This window comes from Streptomyces sp. NPDC059861, from assembly GCF_042731435.1.
In the GTDB taxonomy this organism is placed as follows: Bacteria; Actinomycetota; Actinomycetes; order Streptomycetales; family Streptomycetaceae; genus Streptomyces.
In genome coordinates, this window is the sequence record NZ_JBHWJQ010000013.1 from 88423 (window position 1) to 102841 (window position 14419).

Sequence of the window (14419 nt, forward strand, 5' to 3'; positions counted from 1 at the left end):
GCGTTTTCTGGTCGAAATTGGCCACTTCGGTAACTCCGCGCTGATGGGCGGGACCTGTCTGTCACCCTGTCGGACGTGATCGAGGCGTATTGGTCCGAGCCGCTCGGGCAGCCGTAGATGGGGGCCGTTCCGGCGCAGAGGGAGTCCGGGTCCCTTGCCGCCGTGCGCCCCGGCGCACAGGTGCGCGCCGCTCTCGGCGGAAGCCCTCTCGCGCCGGGTACCGCGCGGGGACTGCTGCGCACGGCGTTCCAGGAGTGGAGTGCCCTCGGACTGCCCGGCGCCGAGGGGCTCACCGACCGGCTCGCCCATGACGCGATGATCGTCCTCAGCGAGCTGGTGACGAACGCCGTCGTGCACGCCGGTACCGATGTCGAGCTCGTCTGCCGGCTGGAACCGGACACCGGTGCCGTCGTCGTCGAGGTCTGCGACCACCATCCCTCACGGCCGCCCCGCGACGGGGACGGCGGAACGGCGTACGAGACAGCGGAGTACGGGCGCGGGCTGCGGCTGGTCGCCGCGCTCTCCGACTCCTGGGGCGTGACGTACCGGCGGGGCGCCAAGTCGGTGTGGGCGCGGATGTCCGCCGAGGTGGGCCCGGACGCGGCGGGGTACGACCCGGAGGACACGAACTTCTTCGGCGCAGAGCTGCTCGCGCCCGCGCCGCAGCGGGCCGAGCGGGACCGGGACTGGCTCGGGCGGGGCGCGCTGTCCTTCCTCGCCGAGGCCTCCGACCTGCTCGCCGGACAGCTGGACGAGGACCTGGTCGCCGCGCTCACCGGCCAGCTGATCGTGCCCCGGCTCGCCGACTGGTGCGCGGTCTGGCTGGCGGACGAGGCCATGGGTGGCGGGGCGGGCGGAACGCGCCTGGCGCGGGTGTGGCACGCCAGCGAGGAGCGGATCGAGGAACTCCGCCGCTGTCTGGAGAAGGAGCCACCGCGCGGCGGGGAGGGTCCGACGCCGTCGGGACCGACACCGTACCCGTGGCCGTCGGACGCGGGGGGTGTGGATTGCTGGCCCGGGAGGGGACGGGGGGACGGCGCGTCCGTCGTGCCCGAGGGGCTGGTCGCCGACCCGGGGCCCGGCGTCGGGGCGTCCCCCACCGCACCCGGCGGCAGCGCCCTCTCCTACCCGCTCGTCGCCGGGGGACGGCCGCTCGGGACGCTGGTCATCGGGCGGGCCGGCGTCCCCGGGTTCCCGGACGAGATCACCGGGCTCGTCGAGGATCTCAGCCGGCGGGTGGCGCTGGCCATCGGGGCGGCCCGGCAGTACGCCCGGCAGGCCACCATCAGCGCCGTGCTCCAGCGCGGCCTGCTGCCCGGCGCGGTCGCGCAGATCCCCGGCGTGCGCAGCGCGCTGGTGTACGAGCCCTGCGACAAGGGCGGGCCCAGCGGGGACTTCTACGACCTCTTCCCGGCCGGCGACGGGCGCTGGTGCTTCGCCATCGGGGACGTGCAGGGCAAGGGGCCCGAGGCGGCCGTCGTGATCGGGCTGGCCCGCCCCTGGCTGCGGCTGCTCGCCCGCGAGGGCTACCGCGTCGCCGACGTCCTCGACCGCCTCAACCAGCTCCTCCTCGACGACGCCACGGAGGCCGCCGACGCGGCCGCCCGAGCCCTGGTCGGCCCCGCAGGCCCCGGCGACGGCCCGCAGACCCGCTTCCTCTCGCTGCTCTACGGCGAACTCGCCCCCTTCGACGGCGGCGTCCGTTGCACCGTCGCCTCCGCCGGACACCCGCTGCCGCTGCTCCTCGGGCCCGGCGGCGACGTCCGTACGGCCGCGCGGCCGCAGACCCTGCTCGGGGTCGTGGAGGACGAGACGTACATCAGCGAGAGCTTCGAGCTGCGGCCCGGTGACACCCTGCTGTGCGTCACGGACGGGGTGACCGAGCGGCGCAGCGGCTCGCGGCAGTTCGACGACGGGGACGGACTGGCGGCGGCGCTGGCGGGGTGCGCGGGGATGAACGCGGAGCTGATCGCCGAAAGGATCCGGCACCTGGTGCACGAGTTCGGCGGACGGCCGCCGGAGGACGATCTGGCGTTGCTGGTGCTGCAGGCGGAGTGACGCCCGGCGTACGGGACAATGGGGGACATGCCTTCCGCACTTCCCGACGGCGAGCCCGTCCCGCACGACGGCGCGCTGCCCCCGGCCGCGCTCGCCGGGGCGGCGGACCGACCCCTCGGGTTCTATCTGCACGTCCCGTACTGCGCCACCCGCTGCGGCTACTGCGACTTCAACACCTACACGGCCACCGAGCTGCGCGGCACGGGCGGCGTGCTCGCCTCGCGCGACAACTACGCCGACACGCTGATCGACGAGATCCGGCTGGCCCGCAAGGTGCTCGGTGACGACCCCCGCGAGGTCCGGACGGTCTTCGTCGGGGGCGGTACGCCGACGCTGCTGGCCGCGCACGATCTCGTCCGGACGCTGGGGGCGATCCGGGAGGAGTTCGGGCTGGCGGCGGACGCCGAGATCACGACGGAGGCGAATCCGGAGTCGGTCGACCCGGCGTATCTCGCGGCCCTGCGGGAGGGCGGCTACAACCGGGTGTCCTTCGGGATGCAGAGCGCGAAGCAGCACGTGCTGAAGGTCCTGGACCGCACGCACACCCCCGGCCGCCCCGAGGCGTGTGTCGCGGAGGCCCGGGCCGCAGGGTTCGAGCATGTGAACCTGGACCTGATCTACGGCACCCCCGGGGAGTCCGACGACGACTGGCGGGCCTCGCTGGACGCCGCGCTCGGCGCGGGGCCGGATCACATCAGCGCGTACGCGCTGATCGTCGAGGAGGGCACGCAGCTTGCCCGCCGGATCCGGCGGGGCGAGGTGCCGATGACGGACGACGACGTGCACGCCGACCGGTACCTGATCGCGGAGGAGCGGCTGTCCGCAGCCGGTTTCGAGTGGTACGAGGTGTCCAACTGGGCCACGTCCGACGCCGCCCGCTGTCTGCACAACGAGCTGTACTGGCGGGGCGCCGACTGGTGGGGCGCGGGCCCGGGCGCGCACAGCCACGCCGGGGGCGTGCGCTGGTGGAACGTGAAGCACCCCGGTGCCTACGCCGCCGCGCTGGCCGAGGGCCGCTCCCCGGGCGCCGGGCGCGAGCTGCTCTCCGACGAGGACCGTCGCGTGGAGCGCGTCCTGCTGGAGCTGCGGTTGCGCGAGGGCGTGCCGCTGTCGCTGCTCCGGGAACAGGGCCGCACGGTCGCCCGGCGGGCCCTGGCGGACGGCCTCCTCCAGGAGACGCCGTACGCCGAGGGGCGCGCCGTACTGACGCTGCGGGGACGCCTGCTGGCGGACGCCGTGGTACGAGACCTCGTGGACTGACCCGGCGCCCGACGCCGGGAGCGCGCTCCCCGGCATCGCGGCCCAGGCGTCAGGGGTCTCGGGGGCCGGGGCGCGGCGCACGGAGTCCGGGGGCGCGAGTGCCGGGGCGTGGTCCGTGGTGACCGGAAGTCCGGGGGTCGGGGGTCTGGGCGCGGTGGGTGGTGCCCGGGAGTCCGGGGGTCGGGGGTCTGGGCGCGGTGGGTGGTGCCCGGGAGCCTGGGGGTCGGGGGTCTGGGCGCGGTGGGTGGTGCCCGGGAGCCTGGGGGTCGGGGGTCTGGGCGCGGTGCGTGGTGCCCGGAAGTCCCGGGGGTCGGGGGTCTGGGCGCGGTGCGTGGTGCCCGGAAGTCTGGGGCCTCGGGGACTGGCGTAGAGCGTGGTGGCCAGAGGCTCGGGGCCTGGGGCGGTGCGTGGGGCCCGGAAGTCTGGGGCTCGGGGCCCGGGCGCGGTGCGTGGTGCGTGGTGCCAGCAGTCTGGGGGCTCGGGGCCTGGGGTGGCGTGTGGTGCCCGGGACCGGGGGTCGGGGTCGGGGCCCTGGGGGCGGTGCGTGGTGGCCGGGAGTCCGGGGGCTCGCCGTCGGGGCACGGTGCACGAGTCCGGGGCCGGGGCGCGCTGTACGGGAGTCTGGGACAGCTCCGGGGGCCGGGGCGCGCTGTAGGGAGCCGGGGGCTCCGGGGGCGAGGGTGCTCGGGGTGTGCTCTACGCGGGGGCCGTGACGAAGTCGATCAGTTCTTCCACGCGGCCCAGCAGCTCCGGCTCCAGGTCCTTGTAGGACCCCACCCGCTTCAGAATCGCCTGCCACACCGCCCCCGTGTTCTCCCAGGGCCAGCCCAGGGCCCGGCACACCCCCGTCTTCCAGTCCTGCCCCCGCGGCACCGTCGGCCACGCGGGGATCCCCAGCGCCGACGGCTTCACCGCCTCCCAGATGTCGATGTACGGGTGGCCCACCACCAGGGCGTGCTCGCTCGTCACCGACTCGGCGATACGCCATTCCTTCGTGCCCGGCGCCAGGTGGTCCACCAGCACGCCCAGCCGGGCGTCCGGGCCCGGCGCGAAGGACCGCACGATCGCGGGCAGGTCGTCCACTCCCTCCAGGTACTCCACGACCACGCCCTCGACGCGCAGGTCGTCGCCCCAGACCTTCTCGACGAGCTCGGCGTCGTGCCGGCCCTCGACGTAGATGCGGCCGGCGCGGGCCACACGCGCGCGTGCGCCGGGAACGGCGACAGAGCCGGAGGCGGTGCGAGTGGGCCGTTCCGGCCCCGCGGCGGGCCTCACCAGCGTCACCACGCGGCCCTCCAGCAGAAACCCCCGTGGCTCCAGCGGGAAGACCCGGTGCTTGCCGAAGCGGTCCTCCAGGGTCACCGTGCCCGCCTCGCAGCGGATCACCGCGCCGCAGAAACCGGTGCCCGGCTCCTCGACCACGAGTCCGGGCTCCGCGGGGACCTCCGGCACGGGTCGGGGCTTCTTCCACGGCGGTGTCAGGTCCGGAGAATACTGGCGCATTCGCATGACGATATGGACAGCTCCTTACGTCATTCGTGCGACACGCCGAACCGCGCGGCCAGGGCGTCACGCTGGCGCCGCACGAACGCGGCGTCCACGACCGCACCGTGACCGGGCACGTACAGCGCGTCCTCGCCGCCGAGGCCGAGCAGCCGGTCGAGGGCGGCGGGCCAGTGGGACGGTACGGCGTCGGGGCCCGCCTGCGGCTCGCCGGACTCCTCGACGAGGTCGCCGCAGAAGACCACCTCGGGTTCGCCCGCGCGCTCCCCGGGGACCAGCACGGCGAGGTCGTACGGCGTGTGCGCCGGGCCCACGTTGGCCAGCAGGACCTGGCGGCCGGGGCCCAGATCGAGGGTCCACTCGCCGCAGACGAGGTGGCGGGGCGCGACCAGGGTGTCGGCCGCCTCCTGGGCGGTCGCGGCGTCGAGGCCGTGCCGGACGGCGTCCGCGCGCAGTTCCTCCCGGCCGCGCCGGCCGCCGAGCACGGTGTCGGCGCCGACCGCGCCGAAGACCTCCGCGCCCGCGAACGCCGCCGCGCCGAGGACGTGGTCGAAGTGAGGGTGCGTGAGCGCGAGATGGGTCACACGATGCCCGGCCAGAGCCTCCGCCCGCGCCCGCAGCCCCGCCCCCTCGGCGAGGCTCGACCCCGCGTCGATCAGCAGCGCCGCGCCCCTGCCGGTCACCAGCCCCACCGTGCAGTCCCACCCGGGCAGCCGGCACCGCCCGACGCCGCTCGCGAGCCGCTCCCAGCCCACCTCTTCCCAAGTCACGCTCATACGGCGACGCTAGGCCCTGTCGGGGTGTTCGCGCCTGCCCGGGGGCGAACGTCCGGAATCGGGAGCACGGCGACAGGGTCGACAGGGCCTGCCGTACCCCCCGTCCGGCACGACCTGGCAGGACGGGCCTTGCCCGGGGTGTACCGGACGGCCGTACACTGGGCCGGTAAGACTGGCACTCGCGTGCGTCGAGTGCCAGGGGGAGCGCCCAGGGACGACGTACTGGAGGTGCGCGCGGATGCTCAGTGAACGACGGCTGCAGGTACTGCGTGCGATCGTCCAGGACTACGTCGGCACGGAGGAGCCGGTCGGCTCCAAGGCGCTCACCGAACGGCACAGTCTCGGCGTCTCCCCGGCGACGGTCCGCAACGACATGGCGGCGCTGGAGGACGAGGGGTTCATCGCCCAGCCGCACACCAGCGCCGGGCGCATCCCGACCGACAAGGGCTACCGGCTCTTCGTGGACAAGCTGGCCGAGGTCAAGCCGCTGACCGCGCCGGAGCGGCGCGCGATCCAGAACTTCCTCGACGGGGCCGTCGACCTGGACGACGTGGTGACCCGGACCGTGCGGCTGCTCGCGCAGCTCACGCGGCAGGTCGCGGTCGTGCAGTACCCGTCGCTGACCCGCTCCACCGTGCGGCACGTGGAGCTGCTGTCGCTGGCACCCGCGCGTGTGATGCTGGTGCTGATCACGGACACCGGGCGGGTCGAGCAGCGGATGGTCGACTGCCCGGCCCCGTTCGGCGAGGCGTCGCTGGCGGATCTGCGGGCGCGGCTGAACAGCCGGGTCGCGGGCCGCCGTTTCTCGGATGTGCCCCAACTGGTGCAGGATCTGCCCGAGGCCTTCGAGGCGGAGGACCGTAGCACTGTCCAGATGGTGCTCTCCACCCTGCTGGAGACGCTTGTCGAGGAGACGGAGGAGCGGCTGGTGATCGGCGGTACGGCCAATCTCACCCGCTTCGGACATGACTTCCCCCTCACCATCCGGCCGGTGCTGGAGGCGTTGGAGGAGCAGGTCGTCCTCCTCAAGTTGCTTGGCGAGGCGAAGGATTCGGGCATGACCGTGCGCATCGGGCACGAGAACGCCCATGAGGGACTCAACTCCACGTCGGTGGTGTCGGTGGGCTACGGTTCGGGCGGCGAGGCGGTTGCCAAGCTCGGCGTGGTCGGACCGACCCGCATGGATTACCCGGGAACGATGGGAGCGGTACGCGCAGTGGCACGGTACGTCGGACAGATCCTGGCGGAGTCGTAAGTGGCCACGGACTACTACGCCGTCCTCGGCGTGCGCCGCGACGCGTCGCAGGAAGAGATCAAGAAGGCCTTCCGGCGGCTCGCACGCGAGCTGCATCCGGACGTGAACCCGGATCCGAAGACCCAGGAGCGGTTCAAGGAGATCAACGCCGCTTACGAGGTGCTCTCGGATCCGCAGAAGAAGCAGGTCTACGACCTCGGCGGCGACCCCCTGTCGCAGGCCGGCGGCGCCGGTGGCGCGGGCGGCTTCGGCGCGGGTGGCTTCGGGAACTTCTCGGACATCATGGACGCGTTCTTCGGTACGGCGTCGCAGCGCGGGCCGCGCTCGCGCACCCGCCGGGGCCAGGACGCGATGATCCGTATCGAGATCGAGCTGGACGAGGCGGCCTTCGGCACGACGAAGGACATCCAGGGCGACACGGCCATCGTCTGCTCCACGTGCAGCGGCGAGGGCGCGGCGCCGGGTACGTCGGCGCAGACGTGTGACATGTGCCGCGGCCGTGGTGAGGTGTCGCAGGTCACGCGGTCCTTCCTGGGTCAGGTCATGACCTCGCGCCCCTGCCCGCAGTGCCAGGGCTTCGGCACCGTGGTTCCGAACCCGTGCCCGGAGTGCGCGGGCGACGGCCGGGTGCGGTCCCGCCGCACCCTGACGGTCAAGATCCCGGCCGGTGTCGACAACGGCACGCGCATCCAGCTCGCCGGTGAGGGCGAGGTCGGGCCCGGTGGCGGTCCCGCCGGTGACCTCTACGTCGAGATCCACGAGCTGCCGCACCAGACCTTCCAGCGCCGCGGCGACGACCTGCACTGCACGGTCACGATCCCGATGACGGCGGCCTCCCTCGGCACGAAGGTGCCGCTGGAGACCCTGGACGGCATGGAGGAGGTCGACATCCGCCCGGGCACCCAGTCCGGCCAGTCGATCCCGCTGCACGGCCGGGGCGTGACCCACCTGCGCGGCGGCGGACGCGGCGACCTCATCGTCCACGTCGAGGTCCAGACCCCGACCAAGCTGGACGTGGAGCAGGAGCGCCTGCTGCGCGAGCTGGCCAAGCTGCGCGGGGAGGAACGGCCCACGGGCCAGTTCCAGCCGGGGCAGCAAGGGTTGTTCTCGCGGTTGAAGGACGCGTTCAACGGGCGCTGACGGGGCGAGCGGCACGGCTGCCGAGGCCGGCCGGGGGCCTGGGGGCGTCCCCCGGGCGGGCCCGGCCGGCCGGGGCGGCAAGGGTTGTTCCGGCGGTCGGCGGGCCCGTTCGCGGACGCCGGGGACTGCGGGCTCCGCGGGTTGCCGCCGGCCCATGCCGGGTGGCAGGCCCGATTCGGACTTGTTCGGAGGACGTGACAACATGCCGTCATGTCCTCCGCACTGACCGATCTCGTCCCACTTCCGATCGTGCAGGCCCCCATGGCGGGCGGCGTCTCCGTTCCGCAGCTCGCCGCGGCCGTGTCCGAGGCCGGCGGGCTGGGATTCCTCGCGGCCGGCTACAAGACGGCCGACGGCATGTACCAGGAGATCAAGCAGTTGCGGGGGCTGACGGGCCGACCCTTCGGCGTGAACCTGTTCATGCCGCAGCCCGAGTACGCCGAGCCCGCCGCCGTCGACGTCTACGCCCACCAGCTGGCCGGCGAGGCCGCGTGGTACGAGACCGAGCTGGGCGACCCCGACAGCGGCCGGGACGACGGCTACGAGGCCAAGCTCGCGGTGCTGCTGGACAACCCGGTGCCGGTGGTCTCGTTCCACTTCGGCGTCCCCTCCCGTGAGGTGCTCGACGCCCTGCGCCGGGCCGGAACGTTCACCCTGGTCACCGCCACCTCCCCCGACGAGGCCCGGGCCGTCGAGCAGGCCGGCGCGGACGGCGTGATCGTGCAGGGCGCCGAGGCCGGCGGCCACCAGGGCACCCACCGGGACATCCCCGAGAACGACGGCTCGGCCGTCGGTGTGCTCTCCCTGCTGGGCGAGATCCGCGAGGCGGTCGGCCTGCCGCTGATCGCCGCCGGCGGCATCATGCGCGGCAGCCAGATCGCCGCCGTGCTGGCGGCCGGCGCGAGCGCGGCGCAACTCGGCACGGCGTTCCTCGCCACCGCCGAGTCCGGCGCCAACGCCGCGCACAAGCAGGCACTGACCAACCCGCTCTTCGTGCGTACGGCACTCACCCGCGCGTTCTCCGGCCGCCCCGCCCGCGGCCTGGTCAACCGCTTCCTGCGCGAGCACGGCCCGTACGCCCCCGCCGCCTATCCCGAGGTCCACCACCTCACCTCCCCGGTCCGCAAGGCCGCCGCGAAGGCGGGCGACGCGCAGGGCATGGCGCTGTGGGCGGGCCAGGGGCACCGGATGGCGCGGGAGCTGCCCGCCGGGCAGCTGGTGGAGGTGCTGGCGGCCGAGCTGGCCGAGGCCGGGTCGGCGCTGTCCGGCCGGGGCGGTGCCGGATGACCGCGCCGGTGTTCGTCGTCGACCACTTCGACGCGGGCGGCGGCGGGCGGTACGTCCTGGACGGGCCCGAAGGGCGGCACGCGGTCTCCGTGAAGCGGCTGCGGGCCGGTGAGGACGTGGTCCTCACCGACGGGGCCGGGCGCTGGGCGGAGTGCGTGGTGGTGGACACCGAGGGCAAGGACCGGCTGATCGTCCACATGGACTCGGTGGCCGAGGAGCCGGCGGCCCAGCCGCGCGTCACGGTCGTCCAGGCACTGCCCAAGGGGGAGCGGGGCGAGCTGGCCGTGGAGACGATGACCGAGGTCGGGGTCGACGCGATCGTGCCGTGGGCCGCGTCCCGCTGCATCACGCAGTGGAAGGGCGACCGCGGCGCCAAGGCCCTGGCCAAGTGGCGGGCCACCGCGCGCGAGGCCGGCAAGCAGTCCCGGCGCGTGCGTTTCCCCGAGGTCGCGGACGCGGCGACGAGCAAGCAGGTCGCCGCGCTGCTGGCGAAGGCCGACTTCGCCGCCGTACTGCACGAGAGCGGTGAGGAGCCGCTGGCCGCGGCCGAACTGCCCACCGAGGGCGAGATCATGCTGGTCGTCGGCCCCGAAGGGGGCGTGTCACCCGAGGAGTTGTCCCTGTTCGCCGAGGCCGGGGCGCCTGCCTACCGCCTCGGGCCGTCCGTGTTGCGCACCTCGACGGCCGGTACCGCGGCGGCGGCCCTGCTGCTCGGCCGTACCGGACGCTGGTCCTGATCCCCACGCGGGAGGACACCATGGAACTAGCCCAGGTCAGACTTCTGGTCAGCGACTTCGCCACCTGCTACCGCTTCTACGCCGACGTCCTGGGCCTGAAGCCGCAGTCCGGCGCGACCGAGGGGCCGTACGAGAAGTTCAGCCCCACGACCGGCTCGGCGGGCATCGCGCTCCAGGACCGCGCGACGATGGCCGACCTGCTCGGCGAGGTGAACGACACCGTCACGGGCCACCGTTCCCTCGTCGTCCTGCGCGTGGACGACCTCGACACCTACTGCGACCGCGTCGCGTCCCGCGGCGCCACCCTCCTCCACGGCCCGGCCCCCATGACCCCACGCCTGCGCGTGGCCCACCTCAAGGACCCGGAAGGCAACCTGGTGGAACTCCAGGAGTGGCAACTCCTGCACGTCTGACGACACCTGCATCGACGCCGGCGCCGGGCACCGAGTGGCCGGGTGTGCCCTTTCGGGGCGGGCGGGAGCGTGGCAGGCTGCCGCCATGGGGGCTTCGCGGTGTATTCGGGGCCGTCCTCGTGGGTGGCGGGCGGCCGGTGCGGTGGTGGTTGTCGTGGCCGGTGCGGGTGGGCTGGTGGCCTGCGAGCCGGGGACGCCGAGTTCCGCGACCGTGGCCTACACGACCGACGAGTTGGTGACGAGGGAGCTGGAGCGGCGCGAGGCCGATGTGCGGTGGCTGACGTGCACGGCCGACTTCGGGGACCGGAGCGCGTCGGCGCCGTCGGCGAGCGTCCGCACCGTCGCGGACGTCGACTGCGAGGGGCGGACCACCGACGGCAGGGACATCACCGTCACCGGCGAGGTGACGCGCGCGGTCGGCGGCGCCTGTGTGCGCGGCGACCTCACCGCGAAGATCGACGGCAGGGAGTGGTTCCGGGTCACCGGACTGGGTGACTGCGACGCCACCTCCGCCCCGCCGGTGGGCGGCAACCCGCCGGGCGGCGGCCCCACCACGACGGTGACCGTCACCAAGACCGTCTACTGCCGAAGCGCCCCCACATGCTGGCCCGAAGGCAAATAGCAGGTGACGCAAGTGATCCAAACCCCTGTGCGCGGACCCGGGTGCCTGCGTAGGGTGACCTGGTGACCCAGTCCGCAGTGCCCGCGTATCTCCGGTTTCCGCATGTCCAGGGCGAGTTGGTGGCCTTCACCGCCGAGGACGACGTCTGGCTCGCGCCGCTCGACGGGGGGCGCGCCTGGCGGGTCAGCGCCGACAACGTGCCGGTGACCCAGCCACGTATCTCCCCCGACGGCACCACCGTCGCCTGGACCTCCACCCGCGACGGCGCCCCGGAGGTGCATGTCGCGCCCGTCGACGGCGGCCCCGCCAAGCGACTGACGTACTGGGGCAGTTGGACGACCCGGGTGCGCGGCTGGACCCCCGACGGGCAGATCCTCGCCCTGACCACCCACGGCCAGGCCACCCTCCGCCGCACCTGGGCGCACGCCCTCCCGCTCGACGGCGGACCGTCGCGGCGGCTGCCGTACGGCCCCGTCGGCGAGGTCGCCCACGGCCCGCGCACCGTGCTGCTGTCCGCGCCGATGGGCCGCGAGGCCGCCGCGTGGAAGCGCTACCGGGGCGGCACGGCAGGCAAGTTGTGGATCGACGCGGAGGGCGACGGGGAGTTCGTACGGCTGCACGCGGACCTCGACGGGAACATCGAGTACCCGGTCTGGGTCGGCGACCGGATCGCCTTCCTCTGCGACCACGAGGGCACCGGCGCGCTGTACTCCTCCCTCGCCGACGGCTCCGACCTGCGCCGGCACACCCCCCTTGGGGGCACCTCCCGCTCGAGCGAAGCCGAGAGTGGGGGAGGCTTCTACGCCCGGCACGCGGCGGGTGACGGCACCCGCGTCGTGTACGCCTCCGCCGGTGAGCTGTGGCTGCTGGACGACCTCGACGGCGCCGAGCCCCGCCGCCTCGACATCCGGACCGGCGGGCAGCGCACCGACCGCCAGCCCTACCCGGTGAACGCCTCCCGCTGGTTCGGCTCGGCCTCCCCCGACCACACCGCGCGCGGCAGCGCGGTCGCCGTGCGCGGCGGCGTGCACTGGGTGACCCACCGCTCCGGGCCCGCCCGCGCGCTCGCCGCCGAACCCGGCGTCCGGGCCCGGCTGCCCCGCACGTTCCGCGCCGAGGGCGAGGAGTGGGTGGTGTGGGTGACGGACGCCGAGGGCGAGGACGCCCTGGAGTTCGCGCCCGCCTCCGGGCTGGCGCCGGGCTCGATCCCGCGCCGGCTCGCCGGCGGCCGGCTCGGCCGGGTCCTCGGGCTCGCCATGGCTCCCGACGGCAGCCGGGCCGCCGTCGCCTCGCACGACGGACGGCTGCTGCTCGTCGAGCGGGAGACCGGCGAGGTGCGCGAGGTCGACCGCAGCGAGAACGGCGACGTGCGCGGCCTGGTCTTCTCGCCCGACTCGGCCTGGCTCGCCTGGTCCCACCCCGGCCCGCGCCCGCTGTGCCAGTTGAAGCTCGCCAACACCACCGACCTGTCGGTCACAGAGGCGACCCCGCTGCGCTTCCAGGACTACGCCCCGGCCTTCACCACCGACGGCAAGCACCTCGCGTTCCTGTCCAACCGCGCCTTCGACCCGGTCTACGACGAGCACGTCTTCGACCTGGCGTTCGTGGTCGGCGACCGGCCGCACCTGATCACGCTGTCCGCGACCACGCCCTCCCCGTTCGGCCCGCAGCGGCACGGCCGTCCCTTCGAGACGCCGGACAAGGACGAGACCCCCGACAGCGAGGGCACGCCGACGACGCGGATCGACCTCGAAGGCCTCGCCGACCGGATCGTGCCCTTCCCGGTCGAGGCCGGGCGCTACTCCAACCTGCGCGCCGCGAAGGACGGGGTGCTGTGGCTGCGGCACCCCGTGCAGGGCGTCCTCGGCTCCGCCCGGGCCACCCCGGACGACCCCGACCCCAAGACCGAGCTGGAGCGCTACGACCTCGCCCAGCAGCGTCTGGAGCACCTCGCGGCCGACGCCGACCACTTCGCGGTCAGCGGCGACGGCAAGCGGGTGCTGCTGTGGACCGACGGCCGGCTGAAGGTCGTACCGAGCGACCGGCGCGCCTCCGGCGACGACGACAGCGACACCAACGTCACCGTCGACCTCACCCGCGTCCGCCAGACCGTCGAACCGGCGGCCGAGTGGCGGCAGATGTACGAAGAGACCGGCCGCATCATGCGTGACCACTTCTGGCGGCCGGACATGAGCGGCGTCGACTGGGACGGCGTCCTCGACCGCTACCGGCCCGTGCTGGACCGGGTCGCCACCCACGACGACCTGGTGGACCTCCTGTGGGAGGTGCAGGGCGAACTGGGCACCTCGCACGCCTACGTCGTCCCGCGCGGCGGACACGGCGACGGCGCCCGGCAGGGACTGCTCGGCGCGGACATCTCCCGGCACGCGGACGGCAGCTGGCGCATCGACCGCATCCTGCCCTCGGAGACCTCCGATCCGGAGGCCCGCTCCCCGCTGGCCGCCCCCGGCGTCGCGGTGCGCGCCGGGGACGCGATCGTCGCGGTGGCCGGACGCGCGGTAAATCCGGTGACCGGTCCGGGGCCGCTGCTCGTCGGTACGGCGGACAAGGCGGTCGAGCTGACCATCTCGCCGTCCGGCGGCGGCGAGGTGCGGCACGCCGTCGTCGTACCGGTCGCCGACGAGGAGCCGCTGCGCTACCACGCGTGGGTCGCGGACCGGCGGGCGTACGTGCACGAGCGGTCCGGCGGCCGGCTGGGCTATCTCCACGTGCCGGACATGCAGGCGCCGGGCTGGGCGCAGATCCACCGCGACCTGCGGGTGGAGGTGGGCCGCGAGGGGCTCGTCGTGGACGTCCGGGAGAACCGGGGCGGGCACACCTCACAGCTGGTGGTGGAGAAGCTGGCCCGGCGGATCGTCGGCTGGGCGGTGCCGCGCGGCATGCGGCCCTACAGCTACCCGCAGGACGCGCCGCGCGGGCCTGTCGTCGCCGTCGCCAACGAGTTCTCCGGGTCGGACGGCGACATCGTCAACGCGGCGATCAAGGCGCTCGGGCTCGGCCCGGTCGTCGGGGTGCGGACGTGGGGCGGCGTGATCGGCATCGACAGCCGCTACCGGCTGGTGGACGGCACCCTGATCACCCAGCCGAAGTACGCCTTCTGGCTGGAGGGTTACGAGTGGGGCGTCGAGAACCACGGCGTGGACCCGGACGTGGAGGTCGTGCAGCGCCCGCAGGACTACGCCGCGGAACGGGACGTACAGCTCGACGAGGCCATAAGGCTGGCTCTGGAGGAGTTGGAGGGGCGTCCCGCGAAGACTCCGCCGAGCTTGCCCACGTAAGGGGCGCGGGGCCGTTTCGATGTGCGACTCCGCCGCATGGGCGCGGCCGGCCACACGGCGGGCGCACCC

General features: G+C 74.2%; 11 protein-coding genes. 9 read left to right on the top strand and 2 right to left on the bottom strand.

Annotated elements, in window-relative coordinates; all coding sequences use genetic code 11:
- The first annotated feature begins 117 nt into the window (after nt 1-117).
- Both ACFV6X_RS14375 and hemW read left to right on the top strand, forming a co-directional pair.
- Nucleotides 118-2058: a SpoIIE family protein phosphatase gene (locus tag ACFV6X_RS14375; RefSeq protein WP_385382497.1), complete on the top strand. Its 1941-nt coding sequence runs from the start codon at nt 118-120 to the stop codon at nt 2056-2058.
- Between the two features lie 27 nt (nt 2059-2085).
- A complete protein-coding gene (gene hemW / locus ACFV6X_RS14380; protein ID WP_385382500.1) occupies nt 2086-3318 on the top strand; it encodes a radical SAM family heme chaperone HemW in 1233 nt (410 codons plus the stop codon).
- A gap of 696 nt (nt 3319-4014) precedes the next feature.
- Here hemW and ACFV6X_RS14385 read toward each other — a convergent pair.
- Nucleotides 4015-4821 (bottom strand): DUF3097 domain-containing protein, encoded by an 807-nt coding sequence (locus ACFV6X_RS14385; RefSeq protein WP_385382503.1) that lies wholly within the window; start codon nt 4819-4821, stop codon nt 4015-4017.
- 29 nt (nt 4822-4850) lie between these two features.
- Nucleotides 4851-5597, bottom strand: a complete 747-nt coding sequence (locus ACFV6X_RS14390; RefSeq protein WP_385382506.1) for an MBL fold metallo-hydrolase — start codon at nt 5595-5597, stop codon at nt 4851-4853.
- Nucleotides 5598-5835: 238 nt separating this feature from the next.
- Between ACFV6X_RS14390 and hrcA the strand changes: the two genes are divergently transcribed.
- From hrcA to ACFV6X_RS14425, 7 genes are all read left to right on the top strand, one after another.
- Nucleotides 5836-6852: a heat-inducible transcriptional repressor HrcA gene (hrcA, locus tag ACFV6X_RS14395; protein WP_385382509.1), complete on the top strand. Its 1017-nt coding sequence runs from the start codon at nt 5836-5838 to the stop codon at nt 6850-6852.
- The gene (gene dnaJ / locus ACFV6X_RS14400; protein ID WP_385382512.1) at nt 6853-7992 is read left to right on the top strand and encodes a molecular chaperone DnaJ; all 1140 of its coding nucleotides are present in this window, start codon (nt 6853-6855) and stop codon (nt 7990-7992) included.
- A gap of 210 nt (nt 7993-8202) precedes the next feature.
- Nucleotides 8203-9279: a nitronate monooxygenase gene (locus tag ACFV6X_RS14405; protein ID WP_385382515.1), complete on the top strand. Its 1077-nt coding sequence runs from the start codon at nt 8203-8205 to the stop codon at nt 9277-9279.
- On the top strand, nt 9276-10016 hold the full coding sequence (locus ACFV6X_RS14410) for a 16S rRNA (uracil(1498)-N(3))-methyltransferase (RefSeq protein WP_385382518.1): 741 nt from the start codon (nt 9276-9278) through the stop codon (nt 10014-10016). The genes ACFV6X_RS14405 and ACFV6X_RS14410 overlap by 4 nt, the downstream gene beginning before the upstream one ends.
- A gap of 20 nt (nt 10017-10036) precedes the next feature.
- Nucleotides 10037-10429 carry a VOC family protein gene (locus ACFV6X_RS14415; RefSeq protein ID WP_385382521.1) on the top strand — a complete coding sequence of 131 codons (393 nt, stop codon included), beginning with the start codon at nt 10037-10039 and terminating at the stop codon, nt 10427-10429.
- Between the two features lie 85 nt (nt 10430-10514).
- Nucleotides 10515-11051, top strand: coding sequence for a hypothetical protein (locus tag ACFV6X_RS14420; RefSeq protein ID WP_385382524.1), 537 nt, complete (start codon nt 10515-10517; stop codon nt 11049-11051).
- Between the two features lie 62 nt (nt 11052-11113).
- On the top strand, nt 11114-14350 hold the full coding sequence (locus tag ACFV6X_RS14425) for a S41 family peptidase (RefSeq protein WP_385382527.1): 3237 nt from the start codon (nt 11114-11116) through the stop codon (nt 14348-14350).
- Nucleotides 14351-14419: the final 69 nt, after the last annotated feature.

Coding starts and splice junctions, on each gene's coding strand:
- ACFV6X_RS14375 (WP_385382497.1), top strand. CDS start 118: ATGGGGGCCGTTCCGGCGCAGAGGGAGTCCGGGTCCCTTGCCGCCGTG.
- hemW (WP_385382500.1), top strand. CDS start 2,086: ATGCCTTCCGCACTTCCCGACGGCGAGCCCGTCCCGCACGACGGCGCG.
- ACFV6X_RS14385 (WP_385382503.1), bottom strand. CDS start 4,821: ATGCGCCAGTATTCTCCGGACCTGACACCGCCGTGGAAGAAGCCCCGA.
- ACFV6X_RS14390 (WP_385382506.1), bottom strand. CDS start 5,597: ATGAGCGTGACTTGGGAAGAGGTGGGCTGGGAGCGGCTCGCGAGCGGC.
- hrcA (WP_385382509.1), top strand. CDS start 5,836: ATGCTCAGTGAACGACGGCTGCAGGTACTGCGTGCGATCGTCCAGGAC.
- ACFV6X_RS14405 (WP_385382515.1), top strand. CDS start 8,203: ATGTCCTCCGCACTGACCGATCTCGTCCCACTTCCGATCGTGCAGGCC.
- ACFV6X_RS14410 (WP_385382518.1), top strand. CDS start 9,276: ATGACCGCGCCGGTGTTCGTCGTCGACCACTTCGACGCGGGCGGCGGC.
- ACFV6X_RS14415 (WP_385382521.1), top strand. CDS start 10,037: ATGGAACTAGCCCAGGTCAGACTTCTGGTCAGCGACTTCGCCACCTGC.
- ACFV6X_RS14420 (WP_385382524.1), top strand. CDS start 10,515: ATGGGGGCTTCGCGGTGTATTCGGGGCCGTCCTCGTGGGTGGCGGGCG.